Genomic DNA, 19,614 nt, shown 5'->3' on the forward strand with positions numbered 1-19,614 from the left:
TAGAAAAATGACAGTGTTAAGATTGAAATGATAAAGGGAGTATAGCAGTGTTAAATACCGGTTTTATCCCATCCCGCATGACTCATAGCATCTCTTTCTACATTTATCCATGGGGGCCAAGCAACTGACCAATTGCATAAGTTTATCAGTATTGTCATTGCTTTATATTCTGATACCTTGATAGCGCATCGTTACGTACCAGCCCTCTTCTCACATTCTTACACAGTTTGGCAAAACGACTAATATCTCCCAATTGCGGAATGTCACCGTTAGCCATGGCGCTTTCCCAGTAGCACAGCTCACTATCAACCAACTCCAGTAGTTTTTTAGGACAACCAATACAACTACCTTCAGGGCCACAAACAAACGTTGCAGGATCTTTTAAGGGTAACTCAAGTTTGACTTGCTCGATAATGTTCTGCATTGCAGTAATACGATCGGGTTTGGGCGACATAGAACACATCGAATTTAACAATAATAATTATTCATTAGTATATCGCAATATACGTAGGTCGATATGTGTACTAAAGCCCATTAATTTGCTTTAGTACACATTGGGGGCCTCTACATATCAGACCAAATCATCACTTGAGCGGGTTCGCCACCTTTGCGGGTAGCGCGGTACATTCCTTCGGTATTAAACGGCGTTGCAATATTACCCCGCTGGTCGATTGCGATGACACCACCACTGCCACCAGCGGTAATGAGACGTTGATTAATCACTTCATCTGCCGCTTGTATTATGGATTTCTTTTGATATTTTACTTTTGCGCATATATCGCCTGCCACGTGGTAACGAATAAAGAACTCACCATGACCCGTTGCAGACACTGCACACACGCCATTTTCGGCATAAGTGCCGGCACCAATGACTGGCGAGTCACCAATACGACCAAAACGTTTAGCCGTCATTCCACCAGTTGAAGTTCCCGCTGCAAGGTTGCCATGTTGATCTAAAGCGACCGCACCAACGGTACCGAACTTATAATCGAGTTCCATATAGTCGAGTGCACTTTGTTTATAATTGTGACCCGTGCTCGCTTGATACTCTGGATTGGATTCAGCTTTGTTGATTTTCTCTTTAGCATTTTGCAGTTGTTGATAGCGGCTTTCAGTATCAAAGTGATTAGCTGGCACCAATTGGTAACCTTGCGTAAGTGCAAACTCTTCAGCGCCTTGACCCGAGAGCATCACATGAGGTGATTTTTCCATAACTGTTTTTGCTAAATCGATCGGATTTTTAATATGCCTAACCCCCGCAACGGCGCCTGCGTTCATGGTCTTACCATCCATAATCGACGAGTCCATTTCATGGGCACCATCATAAGTATAAACCGCTCCTAAACCGGCATTGAATAGAGGGCTGTTTTCGAGTACGTTAATTGATACTTGCACTGCATCAAGACTATCACCGCCGTTTGCCAATACTTTATACCCGGCATCGATAGCTTCTTGTAACTTAGCGCGATAAGCCTTTTGTTGTGATTCAGTCAAACTGGCTTTGGAAATTGTGCCGGCGCCGCCATGTATTGCAATAGAAAATGGCTTTTCAGCCGCAAATGAAGTTGAGCTAACAGTAACGAATACCAGTAAACCGGCGGCTAAGATTGGGGAATAATTCATAAACACTATCCAATTATATTTATTTGCTCTCTTTGTAACCATTTTCGACCATAATTACAATCAGCAACTTGCTTGAGTTCACTATTCTAGTGACAATAGGGACATAAAAATAAAGCTAATAATAAGAGCCTGATATCTTTTGATAAGTTTGATTCGAGCAACGACCAAATTGTTATTTTTGATCAGTGTACTACTGGCATCTTTTGCCGCTTTCGCAAACGACTGGTTAACGCTCAATATCAAGGGCGTAAAAGGCAGTCTGGAGCGGAACGTAAAAGCTCACCTTGGCGCCTTGCCAGATTCAAATGTGAAAAGACGCGCTTTTATTTTTAACGCAGAAGACAATATCAATGCAGCCATGCATTCGATGGGTTATTACAACAGTAGCGTCAAACAGGAGTTTATAACCCACGAAAACGGCCCTTGGGTACTCAACTATGTCATCACACCAGGCGCACCAACAACGGTGCGTTGGGTTGATATACAAGTTGACGGAGAATTGCGCGACGACATTCTATTCGAACAATGGCTAGCGCAACTATCAATCCGTCCAGGAGATAGGCTTAATCATGGCGTATATGAAGAGTTAAAAGGTCAATTACTGACTTTATCTCTAGCGCGGGGTTACTTTGATGGTAAATTCGTAAAAGCAGAAATTGAAGTTGATCGGGATTATAACAGTGCAAAAATCGCGCTGCATTACGACTCAGGTAAACGATATCATATAGGCCAGGTAACCTTTACTGGGCACACACTGCAGCCACAAATACTGCAAGAGCTTATCCCCTTTGACGTTGATGCTCCCTACAGTACCGGTAACCTCGGACAACTTAATCGGCAACTGCTCGATACCGGCTACTTTTCAAACATTAAGGTATTACCGTTAGTTGAGCAGGTAGAGGGATTATTGGTGCCTATTAGAGTCGACTTAAGTCCAAAACCAGATCACTCTATTGAGCTGGGTTTAGGTGTCGATATTGGTAATACGATTGATAACACTATCGAGCCAAGAGTCCGAGTCACTTGGCGTACGCCGCAGATAAACAGTTATGGTCACTCACAAGAAACAACGGCGGAATGGGCCCCCGACAGACCCAAATTTTTAACCACTTACACTATCCCGCTAACGCACCCACTCGATGACCAACTTAAATTACGTGTTGGTATGCTGCGTGATAAATATGGTGTTACTCAAGTTTATAACACTGATGACCGCAAATTTGAGAATACTGGACAGCTCGAGTCATCTAAAATGACTTTTGCAGTGATCCGTCAACAACGTTTGGGATATCAGTGGATTGTAAACTATTCTGCTGAAATGATGAAAGAGAGTTATACCCAGTCTGGCGTTGATTATGACCCTCGCTTTGTCCTTTTGGGTGCTAACGTGTCTAAAACTTCTCGTGGAGACAATTCACTCGATCCAAAATCAGGATTTTTGCAATATTACAGCCTTGAGTATGCAGATCCGAATTTAGGTTCTGAAGTACGCCTTGCGCGTTTACAAGCAAAGTTTAAATGGATCGAAACATTCTTTGATAAACATCGCATCGTCTCTCGTTTAGATCTTGCCGCGAACCTAACCAACGAAGGTAATTTGGCTGAAATACCGCCATCTTTACGCTATTTTGCGGGTGGTGACCAAAGTATTCGTGGTTACAGCTATAACGAATTAGGCCCGTCTATCGACTCAGTTAATGATAAAGGAGAAGTAATTAGAGAAGTCGTTGGTGGACGTTACTTAATGGTTGGCAGCATTGAATACCAATATTACGTCACCCCAAGTTGGCGAGTTGCCACTTTTGTTGATGCGGGTAATGCGTTTGACATCAACCAGATAGAAGCGATAACGTCGGTTGGTGCTGGCGTGCATTGGATATCACCTATTGGTCCCGTCAAATTTGACGTGGGTGTTGGCTTAAAAGAAACCGATACGATTAGCAGGCCTTGGCGGATCCATATCACCATGGGAGCAGAGCTATGAGTAAACTCAATAATAGTATCTCAAGCTCAGGTGATACAAAAATTGCAAGCTCACCGACACTGCCACCTCAAACGGTATCAACACTGTTATGGCGTTGGTTTAAACGCATTAGCCGGGTAATTGTTTACCTTCCATTAGCACTGCTTATCTTGTTCGCCATCATTATAGGCACCAATTTTGGGACTCATATTGCTGTAAAGGTAGCTGATATGCTGGTGCCCGATCTTAATGTTTCTTATCAATCAGGAAAGATAAACCGACGCTTAATACTGGACATCGGCAATTGGAAAATGCCCGGCGTAAAAGTTGAAACAACCGATCTGATATTGGATTGGAACCCAATGTGTTTAGTCCAAAAGCAGCTTTGCGTTAATGAACTCAGCGCAAGCAAAGTCAATGTTGAGATTGATACAGCTCTTATTGGTGCACCTCCTTCCAGTGATATGACCAACGATACTGCCAATACTGATATCGCACTGGTTGATTTAGCCACTCGTGATGCATTAGTTACTGATGGTGCTCGTCAATCTGTCGAAAATATACTCAATGAGATTACAAAAAACCAAGAGATAATTCTGCCTTTCGGCATCAAATTAGATGTTGGCTCACTGAGCCAAGTGACCGTTAGTGTCAACGATATGGACTTTAATGCCGCCCAACTTGATCTCAGTGCTGAATGGCAAAGCACCGGAATTAGAGCAAGGACTATTTACGCTGAAGGGTTACTGGTATCGATCCCATTTAATAACACAATAAAAGACCATCAAGCAGTCACCACCAAGATTGCGCCGCAGTCTGCCGCTGAGACCACCGCGGCAGCGACTGAAAAAAAGAGCATTGATGCAAAGGATGACACCGAGTGGGCAATGGCACATCTGCCCGAAGTTTTTATGCCCATACCCGTTTATGTTGAAGCGCTAGAAATCAATAATGGCGACTTAATCCTAGGCCCAAGAAAAGATCACTTCAAACATGTTTACCTCAGTGGCAGCTATCAAACATTTCTGATTAATATATCAGCATTCTCGGCAAGTCATTCTTATGGCACTGTCGATTTAGAAGGCGAAATGTCCCTTTCTAATGATTATCCAATGGATTTTGAGCTAGATCTAACACTTGATCATGTCACTGAAATCCCCGGGTTACATAACCAGCAACTTCATGCCATCGTAAGCCAAGGGTTTAATCAGCTTAAAAGCGAGATCCAAGGCCAAGGACAGTTTGAATTTGAACTATCGTCAAGCATTGCTCTCACTAAACCTACGATACCTTACTCGATATCATTAACATCGAACAAACTACAATGGCCATTAACTGAACCTGAGTTTATAGCCACTGATATTGACTTAAACACCAAGGGTGACCTTAACCTACAACAGATTGATCTCAAGACTAATTTTAACTCTCATTACCATCCATTGTTAAAGGTTGTTAGTCAGTTTGAGCACAAAGAACAAACATTGGATTTTAGTCAGCTTGAAATAGAAAGCCAGATGGGAAATGTGACGTTAAAAGGCAACTTAAATTATGGTAAAACACTCTCATGGAACTCCCATTTCATGAGCGAAAAATTAGATTTAAGTCAACTCAACTTTGGCTTAAAGCAATCCTTGCCTAAGAGTGACATCAATGGTGCCATGACAACAACCGGGCAATTAGTACTAAAAGATGCTCAATGGTCTTTAGGCATAACCGGCGCTAACCTCAACGGAGATGTCGCGGGTTACCCTCTTACGTTAGATGGCGATCTAACCCTAAATAACCATTGGTATTTAAGCTCCGCTGGACTTAACATTCGCGCGCTGCAAAGCTCACTCTATATTAAAGGCGAAGTGGATAAACGTTGGGCATTGACTGGCGAGCTAAAAGTGCCAGATTTAAGTTTATGGCTTCAAGATGCTAGCGGAAAAGTTAATAGTCATATTGATGTGTCGGGCGAATCTGAACATCCAAATATTAATGTCTCCCTTCTCGCTAACAATCTAAAACTGAAGCAGTTGGCACTGGAAACTCTCACGTTAAATGGCCAATACCAACCGGCGGATAATCAAGCATTTTCAGCTAAACTGACCTCTGAAAAATTTAGCTATAATGATATTGATCTAGAGAGTATTAATCTTAATAGCCATGGCGATCTCAACCAGCAATCATTGCAGTTAGAAACCCAAGGGGAAATAGCCCTAAAAACTGACTTTAATAGCCAATACGATGACGAAAAAAATGCCATTACAGCACGCATTAACCAATTATCGGTATCATCAATCCTTGGTGTTATTAATCTCGATAAACCGCTTAATGGCCTTTACGATTTAACCCTCGCAAAGGGCGAGCTCAGCTCGTTTTGTCTATCGCATATCAGTGGACAATTATGTTCACAAGCCCCCATTAAACTCGGGCTAAGCGGTGAAGCCAAAATTGAATATATCGGAGACGTTGGAGTGTTAGTTGAACCTTGGCTACCTAATAGCGTCAACTGGCATGGTCCGGCCAAATTAGCAACGGAGTTTAAATGGTTTGACCAAGGTAAACCTACAGGTTTATTGCAGTTTGAGCTTACCCCGGGAACCCTCGACTTCCAAGCAAAAGCAACCAACAAAAACGAAGTCACTATCAACTATAAGTCTCTTCTTGTTAATAGCCAACTCAACGAGCAACACCTTAAAACCTCTGTTGCATTTGAATCAGATGAGATAGCGAGCCTAAATGCTGATTTATCGATAAACGTAACCCCAGATAGAGCCATCGACGGTGCCCTATCGCTACAACAAATAAACTTGCAAGCATTGGCACAGCTATTACCTCAATTAGAAGTATTAGAAGGGGTCATTTCGAGTAACTTAAGTATCGGGGGCACACTTTACGACCCACAGGCATCAGGTGATATCTCCCTGAAAAAGGGTTCTATATTGGCCACGGCCAACCCAACCCTTGTTGAAGATATTGATTTGAATCTGACTTTTGCGGGTAAAAAAGCGCAAATAGACGGAGAGCTAAAAATGGGCGATGGGCTTGCTTATATTGATGGCCAGCTCAATTGGCTAGATAAGAAAATAAAAGGCAGTTTCAACATAAAAGGGAATGACCTTGCGGTCATTCAACCTCCCCTCGCGATTTTGAGTATTGGCACTGATCTTAATATCAGCTTCACTGATCACTCAGTAGATGTAAAAGGTGATATTAATGTGCCATCTGGCCACATCACTATTGTCCAATTACCCGAAGGTGCCGTGGCCGTTTCAAAAGATGTGGTATTTAAAGACAGCCTCACCACTGAAATGAAAAAAGCCACACCGTTAGCGGTCTCGGCAGAGGTCAATTTAAACATCGGCGATAATCTCAAAGTTGATGGTATGGGACTCGATGGCAAGTTGTTAGGCAAATTAGAGTTAAAGCAGAGTCCTTTTAGACCCCCTCTGCTGTTTGGTGAAATTAAAGTCATCGATGGGACTTATAAATTCATGGGACAAACATTACAAATTAGGGCTGGCGAAATGCAATTCATAGGCCCTATGGATCTACCGAATTTAAATATTGAAGCTGCTCGCGAGATAAAAGAGGAAGATGTAGTGGCAGGGGTTCGCATCACAGGCACACCAATGAAACCCATTGTGAACCTTTTTTCTAATCCAGCCAAAGAGCAGGCAGAAATTTTAAATTACATTATCAGAGGCACAGGACTTAACAGTAGCGACGGAGATCAAAATAGTGGCCTGATGATGGGGGCAGCACTCAGCCTCAGTAATCAAATTGGCGGGGGTGCTATCGGCAATATTGGCAATACCGCCACCGGGATCATCGAGAAAATTGGATTTTCAAATGTTCAACTCGACGCCAATGATGATGGCCGATTTGCGATTAGTGGCTTTATTGGTGAGAACCTAATGGTGAAATATGGAATTGGTGTATTCAATCCAGGTTATGAAATGACAGTGCGGTATTACTTATTATCACAACTCTATCTTGAAACCGTATCTGGTACGATTGAGCAATCTTTAGATATCTATTACAGCTTTGACTTGTAACTTATCACGGCCCACAAAAAAGCCATCATATTTGATGGCTTTTTTTGATTTCAATAATCACATTACATCAACAAGATATATTGATTATGTATTAGAGTGACCAAGCTCTACGGGCATTTTGTCGCGTAAACTCTGCCACATAATGCCACTATTAATGCCGTAGGTTCGCATTAATAGCGCTACATCAGCATGATTTTTATCAATTGCTAACTGTTGCAACTGCTTATAAAAGTCCATTGCTAAAGCGCGAGCATCGGCACTAGAAAAATAATAGCGACCGACTCTGCTATACAAACCTTTAAATCCATTAAGAATTAATACATACAGCGGATTACCCGACGAAAAAGCCAGCGTATGCTGTAATGCATAATCGAAATCGGCATAAGCCTGTGCAGTATCTTCAAGCTCATCTAGCTTTGATAATGCCTCAGCCGCTTGTTCAGGGTTGTTACGAATGGCTCCGCGGAAGTAAATCCCACTAACACTGCTACGTGCAGACAGCAGTTGGTCAACTAATTCAGGAAACCCATCAGGATCAAGTTCGGCAATCGTCTCAAGAATATTGAGTCCCGACGTTTCCCAATAATTATTCACTCGGGTAGGTTTTCCGTGTTGAATGGTTAACCACCCATCACGTGCTAATCGTTGCAGCACTTCTCTTAGTGTTGTGCGGGTTACACCGATTAACTCTGACAACTCACGTTCAGCTGGCAAGATAGAGCCAGGGGGAAATTTATTGTCCCAAATGGATCGCACAATATATTTCTCTGCAAAACTTGCAGGACCTTTGGCATTAATGATCATCAGCCTACTTTATCCAAATGTTAGTATTATTCTAATACTGATCATACCAGAGCTATCTAAAATGGGAACCTAAACAAGAGTATTAGACAAGCTCGATAAGTCAAAACCTAATAAAACGTTCAAAAAACCTTCGTATAGTGAGTTTTAAAGGATTTTTTTTGATTTAGGTAGCCCTTTAGGTAATCAATGCTTTTTAAGTTGGCCAAAAGGTTTTACCTTTAGCATCGGCAGATTTATTAGTAACAACAAATCTAAGCGTTTCTTGTTATTATCAAACTATAAAAATATAAGAGTGAGGATTCCATGCCTGTGACTATGAGTCAGGCGTTTCTTGATAACTTCTTAGGCAATTCGCCAAAGTGGTTCAAATTCGCAATATTATCGTTTCTAGTGATCAACCCAGTTGTTTTTTATATTAATCCGTTTGTTGCGGGTTGGCTGCTGGTCTTAGAATTTATCTTTACCCTTGCTATGGCGCTTAAATGCTATCCTTTACAACCTGGTGGATTGCTTGCTATCGAAGCTGTGATTATCGGCATGACGTCCCCCAGTCAAGTACTGCATGAAATTGAAGCAAATCTAGAAGTATTGCTGTTACTGATATTTATGGTTGCGGGCATTTACTTCATGAAGCAGCTACTGCTGTTTGCCTTTACTAAAATGATTACCAAGGTACGATCTAAAGTCGCCGTGTCCATCATGTTTTGTGTTGCATCTGCTTTTTTATCAGCATTTCTAGACGCACTAACAGTGATCGCAGTCATTATCGCTGTCGCGGTAGGTTTCTATTCGATTTACCACAAAGTGGCATCGGGCAAAAACTTTAATGATAACCATGACCATACTAACGATGGCAAAAACCAGTTGTGTGAAGAGGAGCTAGAAGCCTTTAGAGGCTTTTTACGTAACTTACTTATGCACGCGGGAGTGGGTACTGCATTAGGCGGCGTTTGCACCATGGTGGGCGAACCACAGAACCTCATTATTGCTGCTCAGGCAAATTGGCAGTTCGCTGAATTCGCATTGCGTATGTCTCCTGTGACTGTGCCTGTTTTCATTGCGGGTATTCTGACTTGTTACCTTGTCGAAAAGTTTAAAGTTTTTGATTATGGTAAGCAGTTACCCGATGCAGTGCATAAGATTTTATCTGACTATGCGGCTCACGAAGATACTCATCGTACTAATCACGATAAGATGAAGTTGGTCGTTCAAGCACTTGTAGGTGTTTGGTTAATTTTGGGATTAGCGCTGCACTTGGCATCGGTTGGCTTAATTGGCCTATCGGTTATCATTTTGACCACCGCATTTAATGGTGTGACAAATGAGCACGCTCTCGGAAAAGCATTTGAAGAAGCGTTGCCGTTTACTGCGCTATTAGCCGTTTTCTTTGCCATTGTCGGTGTGATTATCGATCAACATCTTTTCGCACCGGTTATTCAATGGGCGCTAAGTTACGAAGGCAGCACCCAGTTAGTTATTTTCTATATAGCCAACGGTCTGCTTTCAATGGTGAGCGATAACGTGTTTGTCGGCACCGTATATATCAATGAAGTGAAAGCGGCATTGCTTGATGGTCAAATCACAAGAGATCAGTTTGATCTTCTGGCCGTTGCGATTAACACCGGAACTAACCTTCCGTCGGTAGCGACACCCAATGGTCAGGCCGCATTCCTGTTTCTCCTCACTTCAGCTATCGCTCCTCTCATTCGTCTGTCTTACGGACGTATGGTGTGGATGGCATTACCTTATACGATTGTGTTATCTATCGTGGGTATACTTGCGATACAGTTTGGTGGGTTAGAACAGATGACCCAATATTTCTACGATACTGGAATACTGATCCATCACACAGTTCAAGATGTAGGCAATAGTGCTGTATCAGCACATTGATAATGCAGTAACTGAACTATTTTAATAATAGTTAGTCATATAAAACGCCCTAATCAGGGCGTTTTTTATTTGTAATGGAGACATTGTCCTTGAATGCACTAACCCGTTTTGCCCAATCAAAAGCCGCTTGGCTTACGCTTGCAGCGACCGCTCTTTCATTAGAGTTAACAGCACTATTTTTTCAACATATCATGAAGCTCGATCCCTGTGTGATGTGCGTCTATCAAAGATTAGCCCTATTCGGCATTTTGTTTGCTGCGGTTTTAGGTTTAGCTGGTTATCAATCTCGCATCGCCAGATTAGCTGCTATGGGTATTTGGGGCGTAAGTGCCGGTTGGGGACTGAAACTGGCACTCGAATTAGTGGACATGCAAACTAACCCTTCGCCATTTGCAACCTGTTCATTTCTACCTGAGTTTCCAACCTGGATGCCACTGCATGAATGGCTGCCATCGGTGTTTATGCCAACAGGAATGTGTTCAGATATTCCCTGGGAAATGATGGGTGTAACAATGGGACAATGGATGATTGTTGCATTTTCAGTTTACCTCGTTGCCTGGTTAATCTTTGTTATACCTGCTTTACGGTCAAAGAAGTAGACACTCCTAGGTTGCAAATGTGTTGCATTAACAACTAACCAGCCAACATATTTGCCCTTGATATACAGTGATTAACTCATCCGAGCTTTCTATGAGCTCGGGTTTTATCTATTTTGAATTCATTTTCGATGACATAAAGATCAATGCGCTTTAGTTCCCCCCTCCCTCACCACTCTAGACAAACAATGATAAAGCATCGCGTTAACGCTTCGGTCTATCCCCCTCTGCATTGTTAGGGCCTCAAAGTGTAAAACAATGACCGATTACGGATCATTTATTTAAATAAAAACACGTTATTACAATATTATTCTCATCTGCAACTATTGCAATTGCAACTATTTCTTATTGTTTTTATTTACTTTTTTATCTCAGCCCTACCAAATTAGGTCTAACCTTAATAGTAGGAGGCCACTGTTATCAGCCTCTCATTCTATTTAGATTGTTTAGGGGGTGGGTTATGGGTATTTTCGAGCATTACCAACAACGTTATGAAAAAAAACTTGATGAAGAGTATTCATTAGAAGATTTTTTAAGCATATGTAAAGAGGACCATAGCGCTTTTGCATCAGCAGCTGAACGACTAATCATTGCCATTGGTAAGCCAGAGTTAATTGATACATCAAAAGATCCTATTCTAAGTCGGCTATTCTCAAACCGTCTGGTTTCCAGATATCCTGCCTTTAAAGACTTTTATGGTATGGAAGAGGCCATTGAACAGATTGTGGCATATTTGAAACATTCGGCCCAAGGGCTGGAAGAATCGAAACAGATCCTTTATCTCTTAGGGCCTGTGGGAGGCGGGAAATCCTCATTGGCAGAAAAACTTAAAGCATTAATGCAAAATGTACCGATTTACGTACTGACCGCAGACGGTGTTCGCAGCCCTGTTAATGACCACCCATTTTGTCTATTTAATCTTGAAGAAGACGGCCAGATTCTTAAGCAAGAGTACAACATACCAAAACGTTACTTAAAAAGTATCATGTCGCCTTGGGCAGTTAAACGGCTGCACGAGTTTGGTGGTGATATTTCAAAATTCAAAGTCGTCAAAGTCTACCCTTCAATTTTAGATCAGCTGGCTATCGCAAAAACTGAGCCTGGTGATGAAAACAATCAAGACATTTCATCTTTGGTCGGTAAAGTCGATATTCGACAGTTGGAACATTTTGCACAAAATGATGCAGACGCCTATTCCTATTCAGGCGCATTATGCCGCGCAAACCAAGGACTAATGGAATTCGTAGAGATGTTTAAAGCACCGATTAAAGTGCTTCACCCTCTACTTACTGCAACTCAAGAAGGTAATTATAACGGCACAGAGGGGCTTTCCGCCCTGCCCTTTGGTGGCATCATTCTGGCCCACTCTAATGAATCAGAGTGGACAACATTTAGGAATAACAAAACCAATGAAGCATTCTTAGACCGAGTCTATATCGTTAAAGTGCCTTATTGCTTGCGCTTATCGGAAGAGGTACGCATTTACGAAAAGCTACTGACAAACTCAGAGTTGGCGAATACGCCTTGTGCACCAGGTACTCTGGAAACCTTGGCTCAATTCAGTGTACTTTCACGTGTGGTTGCGCCAGAAAACTCCTCTATTTACTCCAAAATGCGAGTGTATAACGGCGAAAGCCTCAAAGATACCGACCCTAAAGCAAAATCATATCAAGAGTATCGTGATTATGCTGGTGTAGATGAAGGCATGTTAGGACTATCAACACGTTTCTCATTTAAAATTCTGTCCAAGGTATTCAATTTTGACAATACAGAAATTGCCGCAAATCCTGTGCATCTCTTTTATGTACTAGAGCGTCAAATCGAGCAAGAGCAATTCCCATCAGAAACTGCAGAACGATATTTAGAATTTCTAAAGGGCTACCTTATTCCTAAATATGTTGAATTTATTGGAAAAGAAATCCAAACCGCCTATCTCGAATCTTATTCTGAATACGGACAAAACATTTTTGACCGTTATGTTATCTATGCCGATTTTTGGATCCAAGATCAGGAATACAGAGATCCAGAAACCGGTCAATTATTCGATAGAGCAGCGTTAAATGCTGAACTTGAAAAAATTGAAAAGCCTGCGGGGATCAGCAATCCAAAAGACTTCAGGAACGAAATTGTTAATTTCGTACTTCGAGCTAGAGCCAATAACGAAGGCACTAACCCACTGTGGACTAGCTATGAAAAGCTCAGAACGGTGATTGAGAAAAAGATGTTTTCTAACACTGAAGATCTGCTCCCGGTAATCTCATTTAATGGCAAGACATCGACTGATGATCAACGTAAGCATGATGATTTTGTGAACCGTATGATGGAAAAAGGCTATACACAAAAGCAAGTTAGATTGCTGTCAGAATGGTATCTGAGAGTCAGAAAGTCTTCTTAAGAAAGCCAAATGGGGGAGATTACTCCCCTACTATTTAGGCTCGGAGGTGCGCATGGCAAATTTCATAGATAGAAGGCTCAATGCAAAAGGCAAGAGTACCGTCAATCGACAGCGATTTATTAATCGCTACAAAAAACAGATAAAAAAAGCGGTCAGTGATGCTGTGACACGCCGTAGTGTCACAGACGTCGATAAAGGCGAGAAAATAAGTATCCCCACCCGTGACATAAGCGAGCCCACATTTCGCCAAGGTCAAGGCGGAATACGAGAACGAGTTCATCCTGGAAATGATAAGTTCAGCCGAGGTGATCAAATTGAAAGACCCCCTTCAGGCGGTGGTCAAGGTGCTGGACAAGGTGAAGCCTCTAATTCTGGCGAGGGAAATGACGAATTTGTATTTGAAATCTCAAAAGATGAATATTTAGAGTTACTGTTCGAAGATTTAGAGCTGCCTAACCTACAGAACAATCGACTTAACAAACTAGTTGAATATCAAGTCTATAGAGCAGGCTTTACCAATAATGGCGTGCCCGCTAATATCAATATAGTCCGCTCATTACGGTCCTCTATTGCACGTCGCATGACCATGACCTCATCAAAAAAACGCATGCTAAAAGAGCTGCAACAAGAACTGATGGAACTTGAAGGTACTGCAGGTTCTAACGCTGAGCGCATTCTATCCCTTAAAGCACAGATAGACGATCTACAACGAAGAATTAAAAAAGTCCCCTTTATCGACACTTTCGATTTACGTTATAACAATTATGCTAAGCGAGAAGTTCCTTCAAGCCAAGCAGTCATGTTCTGCCTTATGGATGTTTCAGGTTCTATGGATCAAGCAACCAAAGACATGGCAAAGCGTTTTTATATCTTGCTATACCTGTTTCTCACTCGCACCTATAAGAACTTGGATGTTGTTTATATCCGTCACCACACCCAAGCAAAGGAGGTTGATGAACACGAATTCTTTTACTCACAAGAAACAGGCGGAACCATTGTTTCAAGTGCGCTTAAATTAATGCATGAGATCCAACAAAAGCGTTATCCAGAAAATGAGTGGAATATATATGCAGCACAAGCCTCTGATGGAGACAACTGGGCGGATGACTCTCCTTCTTGTCATCACATACTCGAAAAACAGCTATTACCTGTCGTGAGGTATTTTAGCTATATCGAGATCACTAATAGAGCGCATCAAACACTGTGGCGAGAGTACGAAACATTACAGAAGACACACGCTAATATTGCGGTCCAACACATAAAACAAGCCGAAGATATCTATCCAGTGTTTAGAGAGTTATTTAAGAAACAGGCTGTCTAAGGGGGACGTTATGGACAAAATGGACAAAACAGAAAAAAGAAAACCATTAGATGATGGACCCGATTGGAACTTCGATCTGCTTCAAACCTATTTAACAGAAATAGAGCGCGTCGCTCACCATTACCGATTAGACGCCTATCCAAATCAAATAGAAGTTATTACGGCCGAGCAAATGATGGACGCTTACGCAGGTATAGGCATGCCTATTGGTTACACCCATTGGTCCTTTGGCAAACGTTTTATCGAAACGGAACAAGGTTATAAGCGTGGGCAAATGGGCTTAGCTTATGAAATTGTCATCAATTCAGATCCCTGCATCGCCTATCTAATGGAGGAAAATACCATCACCATGCAAGCCTTAGTCATGGCTCACGCAAGTTTTGGTCATAATAGCTTTTTTAAAGGTAATTATCTGTTTAAGACATGGACTGATGCTAGCTCCATTATTGATTACTTAGTGTTTGCCCGAAATTATATCAGTGAATGTGAGGAGTTACATGGTGTTGAAAGAGTGGAAAGCATCATTGATTCATGCCATGCACTCATGAGTTTCGGTGTAGATAGATATAAACGTCCAAGTGAGATCTCCTTTAAAGAGGAGAAAATGCGTCAAAAAGATAGAGAAGCCTATTTACAGAGCCAAGTTAATGATCTCTGGCGCACCGTGCCAGAAACGCCTCAAGAACAGTTAAAGGCCAAAAAGCAACATTTCCCCGCTGAACCGCAAGAGAATATATTGTATTTCATTGAGAAGAATGCACCGCTTCTAGAACCTTGGCAAAGGGAGGTTGTTCGCATTGTGAGAAAAATGGGCCAATACTTCTACCCGCAAAAACAGACCCAAGTGATGAACGAAGGCTGGGCTACCTTTTGGCATTACACCATTCTTAATCATCTTTATGATGAAGGGCTGGTGACCGATAGATTTATGTTGGAGTTTTTACAAAGCCACACTAATGTTGTCGTTCAACCCAGCTACAATAGCCCGCATTATAGTGGTATTAACCCTTATGCCCTTGGCTTCAACATGTTTATTGATATTCGTCGAATATGTGAAAAACCAACCGAAGAAGATAAACAATGGTTTCCAGATATTGCAGGCAGCGATTGGCTAACAACACTGCACTTTGCCATGGAAAACTTCAAGGATGAAAGTTTTATTAGCCAATATCTTTCACCTAACATCATTCGACAGTTTAAGTTGTTTTCGATCCTAGATGACGACAATAAGAATCACCTTGCAGTTTCAGCTATTCATGATGAACGAGGGTACAAAGAGATAAGAGAAAAATTATCGCAACAGTATAACTTGTCTAATTTAGAGCCTAATATTCAAGTCCATAATGTGGAAGTATCGGGTGATAGGTCTCTAACACTGCGTTATGTTCCAAACGCGAGGATCCCGTTAGCTGATAGCCGACATGAGGTTGTCAAACATATCCATCGTTTATGGGGATTTGATGTGCGGATTGAGCAAGCTGAAAATGGAGAGAACAAAGTGATAGCCGCCAGCCCTGAATGCAAGCTTGATAACTCCGCGAATATTTAAAACACATTTTTCAAACACAAAAAAAGCGCCTATTTAGGCGCTTTTTCAATTTACTTAAAACTTAAGCAAATTTAAAGTCAATATGTTCAACTAAAATCTTGTACGCATGACGTTGCATGTCTTGAACTCGTACTAATACATCTTTACCATCTAAAGCGATAGTTAGGTCAGTATTGTAAAAATCGTCGTTCCCTTGGATGTTGATGATATCTTTATGATCAAAAACAATAGAGATAGCTTCTTTACCTGGACCATAGATAACAGCAGGAACTTTGTTAGCATGACGTAGGCGGCGGCTCGAACCTTTCCCTATTTCAGTGCGGATTTGTGCAGGAATAGTATAAGACATAATAAAACTCACTTAATATAAATAAGATGTAAAAGATTACAGTAACGATTTTCGACCAACCATTACTGGCTAAAAGCGGGCGGATATTAACATAAAATTAAGAACTACACAAAATATTAATTGGGTTCACTTATGACTCATTAACGCCAAACTTACCAGCTTCGGATAGGCCCCGTATCGATATGTACAAAACCAGAATTAGGATAATAACCGACACCGCCTAATTTAAGTGCAATGGCAGCACTTCTTACATCTGCGAGTTTCACACCAGGGATAGCGATATCTAAGGCCATTCCTTTCATATGGTAACTTTTCTTTGCAACACCATGACTTCTTTTTGCCAACATTTCATTCGTTTTTGGAGAACGGTAGCCCGATATGATATGAAATTCATCATCAAAACTCAGTGATGTTTTCAATTGATACGCAAAATCAAATAAACGTTTATCCATAGGAACTGATTCATTCTGGCGATGATCTCGTAGTACTTGATTAAAACCGGTCAAAATATCCGCTTGATAATCACCATCGATCCAATAGCTTCCCTGCTCTCTCTCACCGGTATGGCGGTTGTAAAACCCTAAACTGCGCACCCCCTTGGTTGAACGACTTGCCTGTGCCTTTGTTGGAAGCATAGAAAACATTGCAACACCACCAAGGCCTAATAATAACTGTCTACGAGCAGAACATACTACGGTCACACTTTCACCACTGACTACTTTTCCTACAACTGGCAGGCAAATTACCCTGTTAGTTTTAGGATTGCAAGTTATCCGTATAAAATATCGTTAAGTGTATTATAAGTCGTTGATTTGAGCACTGGCGGTATCTGCAAAGCTAGTAGCAGCCCGTATTTGGTAGATGTCATTTCTAAATTGTGTCTGATTGGACGCATCTATCCAAGCAGTCCAATAAACCAAATGCACGTTGAGAGTGGCATTTAACGCAAACCATTGGGTCCGGTTTCGGTCGGCATGTCTATCGACCCATGTCTGTTTATCTTTAACTAAATTTGCCGCCATCCAATTAGCTAAGCCTTCAACATTTTCAACCCGTATACACCCTGATGAAAGTGCCCGATTACTGCGCTCAAACAAGTTTGGATCAGCCGTGTCATGAAGGTAAACACTAAAGTCATTTGGAAAATAAAATTTATAACGGCCTAATGTATTCGTTCTACCTGGACGTTGCACAAATCTAAAAGGAAAAGGTCCTCTTGCCAGATCACTCCACTGCTGCGGTGTTCTCACCACCAAATTATTATTACGATCAAATACATCAAAATTACGCGTAGCGATATAATTACCGTCTTTTCTTACTTGTGGCAGCAAGTCTTTATGGAGGATTGTTTTTGGTACTCGCCAGCTCGGATTGATCACGACATTAGAGATTGAACTACTAAGTAACGGCGTTGGTCTGTAAGGTTTTCCGACTATTACCCTTGAAAAAAGCTCAACCTTTCCCTTATTAAACAATTCCATTTCGAATGCAGGTATATTGATTACCAGAAAACGTTCGTCACGTTGAGCCATAAACTCGGCTCGTTGGATATAATTTTTAGCCAGAATAGATGCGCGCTGCTCTGGGGGCACATTTAACCACTTTACCGTTTCAGGGCCAATAATCCCATCAGCTTTCAAGCCATGCCTTTGTTGAAAACGTTTTAATGCATCAACAATATCTTCATTTAGCACTGTAGACTCTGTAACGGCACTTTTAGCATCACCAAGCAACCATAATCGCTTAACAATAACGGGAATAACCGGATGATTTGTTCCAGGGCGGATCAAACCGTCAATGATTATCGGCTGCCACCAATCTTGTTCAGCTAACCATTGCAAATGGCGGATACGATTTTGAACCTGCAGATAACCATTTAATTGTGGTTCTAAACCCATAGCCCTAACGAAAGGATCACTAATTCCAGTTAATCCTTTGTTTCTAATGGGTATATGATGTTCACTCCAAAATAGTTCGATATCACTTTCGAGCTGATTTAACTCTTTAGAGGAGAGTTTGTTAATAGAGAGTGCTTCTTTATACTGAACAAACTTGCCGTCAGTATCGACTAATGCAAGCAAAGACACCTGTTGGTATAACATCTTTTCAGCACGGGTAATTCGTTCATTAGCATATCCATTCAAGCTCATGAAAAACATACTTATACAGCATATGAAACCACAAAATCGCATTTAACCACCCTATTAACATTCTAATGTTAAGTATGGCAAACAATTATGTTTTGTATATGACGTAATAAAGAATTAGCCTTTATCAACACAATAAATTCAAGCCAATAAAAAAGCTCCTACGATAGAGGAGCTTAATTAATATAGATAAAAGCTCAGGTTAGCTACAGTGTGTAACTAATAGCAGCTTTTTCAACTTCTGTATTACCGGTACCAGGATAGTATTTTAACTGCCAGTTTTTCGCACCTTTTGTGCGATCATCAGCGATATAGTTAAAATAACAGTACGTATCAGTATTAGACAAAGAACCGCCATGAAACCAATAAATGATATCATTATGGCCTTCGAATGCAGCATTGGAATGCTCCGCCAAAGTATATTCGTCATTTTCAAGCAGACCTTGCCATATTTCTTTGCAAAATTCGCCTTGTAGAGTTTTACCACTATTGCTTGAAGTGGTATCTATACCGAGTGGGAACCCCGTCACCGAAGAATCTAATGTCCCATCACCATAACAGCTTACATCGACTTGATAACCGCTTTTACCAGACGCCAACCAACAACTGTGATAAAGCTTCACACCAGAGGTAAAGCTGCCAAAAGTACTTTTAATCGACGCATCATGGGCATCTTGGCTTAGATTGATAAATTTTGGCGCTGCCACTACGGCTAAAATACCGAGCACAATAATAACAACAACAAGTTCTATTAGGGTAAACCCTTTCGATTTTTGCTTCATGCTTAGACTCACACATTAGATATTGTGGTGCAATATACATAAATTAACAGCTACTGTCATATGATGCATAAGCTTTTGAATTAATTAAGAACTTACTAAATAATGTCACTATAATTCATTACAAAACAACTGATTTACATTAACGTTTAAAC

The 19,614-nt window shown here is 41.3% G+C and carries 14 protein-coding genes; 7 read left to right on the forward strand and 7 right to left on the reverse strand.

Annotated elements, in window-relative coordinates:
• Window positions 1-154: 154 nt before the first annotated feature.
• Entirely contained in the window at window positions 155-454 is a 300-nt protein-coding gene (locus CXF86_RS16345) for a hypothetical protein (RefSeq protein ID WP_101091000.1), read from the reverse strand.
• 110 nt (window positions 455-564) lie between these two features.
• Entirely contained in the window at window positions 565-1,623 is a 1,059-nt protein-coding gene (locus CXF86_RS16350) for an isoaspartyl peptidase/L-asparaginase family protein (protein ID WP_101091001.1), read from the reverse strand.
• A 148-nt stretch (window positions 1,624-1,771) separates the two neighbouring features.
• On the opposite strand from CXF86_RS16350, the gene CXF86_RS16355 reads away from it, so the two are divergent.
• Window positions 1,772-3,607 (forward strand): autotransporter assembly complex protein TamA, encoded by a 1,836-nt coding sequence (locus CXF86_RS16355; RefSeq protein ID WP_374702343.1) that lies wholly within the window; start codon window positions 1,772-1,774, stop codon window positions 3,605-3,607.
• Window positions 3,604-7,629 (forward strand): translocation/assembly module TamB domain-containing protein, encoded by a 4,026-nt coding sequence (locus CXF86_RS16360; protein WP_102039520.1) that lies wholly within the window; start codon window positions 3,604-3,606, stop codon window positions 7,627-7,629. The genes CXF86_RS16355 and CXF86_RS16360 overlap by 4 nt, the downstream gene beginning before the upstream one ends.
• Window positions 7,630-7,713: 84 nt before the next feature.
• Here CXF86_RS16360 and fadR read toward each other — a convergent pair whose 3' ends face one another.
• Window positions 7,714-8,433, reverse strand: a complete 720-nt coding sequence (fadR, locus tag CXF86_RS16365) for a fatty acid metabolism transcriptional regulator FadR (RefSeq protein WP_101091004.1) — start codon at window positions 8,431-8,433, stop codon at window positions 7,714-7,716.
• Between the two features lie 303 nt (window positions 8,434-8,736).
• Here fadR and nhaB point away from each other — a divergent pair, with 303 nt between their 5' ends.
• From nhaB to CXF86_RS16390, 5 genes are all read left to right on the forward strand, one after another.
• On the forward strand, window positions 8,737-10,323 hold the full coding sequence (gene nhaB / locus CXF86_RS16370; protein WP_101091005.1) for a sodium/proton antiporter NhaB: 1,587 nt from the start codon (window positions 8,737-8,739) through the stop codon (window positions 10,321-10,323).
• Window positions 10,324-10,412: 89 nt separating this feature from the next.
• On the forward strand, window positions 10,413-10,922 hold the full coding sequence (gene dsbB / locus CXF86_RS16375) for a disulfide bond formation protein DsbB (protein ID WP_257982700.1): 510 nt from the start codon (window positions 10,413-10,415) through the stop codon (window positions 10,920-10,922).
• Between the two features lie 457 nt (window positions 10,923-11,379).
• On the forward strand, window positions 11,380-13,314 hold the full coding sequence (locus tag CXF86_RS16380; protein ID WP_101091007.1) for a PrkA family serine protein kinase: 1,935 nt from the start codon (window positions 11,380-11,382) through the stop codon (window positions 13,312-13,314).
• 52 nt (window positions 13,315-13,366) lie between these two features.
• Entirely contained in the window at window positions 13,367-14,635 is a 1,269-nt protein-coding gene (locus CXF86_RS16385) for a YeaH/YhbH family protein (protein WP_102039522.1), read from the forward strand.
• A gap of 19 nt (window positions 14,636-14,654) precedes the next feature.
• Window positions 14,655-16,184, forward strand: a complete 1,530-nt coding sequence (locus CXF86_RS16390; RefSeq protein ID WP_101091009.1) for a SpoVR family protein — start codon at window positions 14,655-14,657, stop codon at window positions 16,182-16,184.
• Between the two features lie 61 nt (window positions 16,185-16,245).
• Here CXF86_RS16390 and rplY read toward each other — a convergent pair whose 3' ends face one another.
• From rplY to CXF86_RS16410, 4 genes are all read right to left on the reverse strand, one after another.
• The gene (gene rplY / locus CXF86_RS16395) at window positions 16,246-16,533 is read right to left on the reverse strand and encodes a 50S ribosomal protein L25 (RefSeq protein ID WP_101091010.1); all 288 of its coding nucleotides are present in this window, start codon (window positions 16,531-16,533) and stop codon (window positions 16,246-16,248) included.
• Window positions 16,534-16,685: 152 nt separating this feature from the next.
• A complete protein-coding gene (locus CXF86_RS16400) occupies window positions 16,686-17,234 on the reverse strand; it encodes a peptidoglycan L,D-endopeptidase MepK (RefSeq protein ID WP_101091011.1) in 549 nt (182 codons plus the stop codon).
• A 96-nt stretch (window positions 17,235-17,330) separates the two neighbouring features.
• Window positions 17,331-18,683: a L,D-transpeptidase family protein gene (locus CXF86_RS16405; protein WP_257985396.1), complete on the reverse strand. Its 1,353-nt coding sequence runs from the start codon at window positions 18,681-18,683 to the stop codon at window positions 17,331-17,333.
• Window positions 18,684-18,886: 203 nt separating this feature from the next.
• The gene (locus CXF86_RS16410; protein WP_102039524.1) at window positions 18,887-19,462 is read right to left on the reverse strand and encodes a type II secretion system protein; all 576 of its coding nucleotides are present in this window, start codon (window positions 19,460-19,462) and stop codon (window positions 18,887-18,889) included.
• Window positions 19,463-19,614: the final 152 nt, after the last annotated feature.

The sequence above is a fragment of the Shewanella sp. GutCb genome, from assembly GCF_002836135.1.
Lineage (GTDB): Bacteria > Pseudomonadota > Gammaproteobacteria > Enterobacterales > Shewanellaceae > Shewanella.

Bases quoted from the DNA above. Each gene is read 5' to 3' on its own strand.
- CXF86_RS16410 (WP_102039524.1), bottom strand. From the start codon at position 19,462: ATGAAGCAAAAATCGAAAGGGTTTACCCTAATAGAACTTGTTGTTGTT.
- CXF86_RS16360 (WP_102039520.1), top strand. From the start codon at position 3,604: ATGAGTAAACTCAATAATAGTATCTCAAGCTCAGGTGATACAAAAATT.
- CXF86_RS16345 (WP_101091000.1), bottom strand. From the start codon at position 454: ATGTCGCCCAAACCCGATCGTATTACTGCAATGCAGAACATTATCGAG.
- rplY (WP_101091010.1), bottom strand. From the start codon at position 16,533: ATGTCTTATACTATTCCTGCACAAATCCGCACTGAAATAGGGAAAGGT.
- CXF86_RS16385 (WP_102039522.1), top strand. From the start codon at position 13,367: ATGGCAAATTTCATAGATAGAAGGCTCAATGCAAAAGGCAAGAGTACC.
- CXF86_RS16390 (WP_101091009.1), top strand. From the start codon at position 14,655: ATGGACAAAACAGAAAAAAGAAAACCATTAGATGATGGACCCGATTGG.
- CXF86_RS16350 (WP_101091001.1), bottom strand. From the start codon at position 1,623: ATGAATTATTCCCCAATCTTAGCCGCCGGTTTACTGGTATTCGTTACT.
- nhaB (WP_101091005.1), top strand. From the start codon at position 8,737: ATGCCTGTGACTATGAGTCAGGCGTTTCTTGATAACTTCTTAGGCAAT.
- CXF86_RS16405 (WP_257985396.1), bottom strand. From the start codon at position 18,683: ATGAGCTTGAATGGATATGCTAATGAACGAATTACCCGTGCTGAAAAG.
- fadR (WP_101091004.1), bottom strand. From the start codon at position 8,433: ATGATCATTAATGCCAAAGGTCCTGCAAGTTTTGCAGAGAAATATATT.
- CXF86_RS16380 (WP_101091007.1), top strand. From the start codon at position 11,380: ATGGGTATTTTCGAGCATTACCAACAACGTTATGAAAAAAAACTTGAT.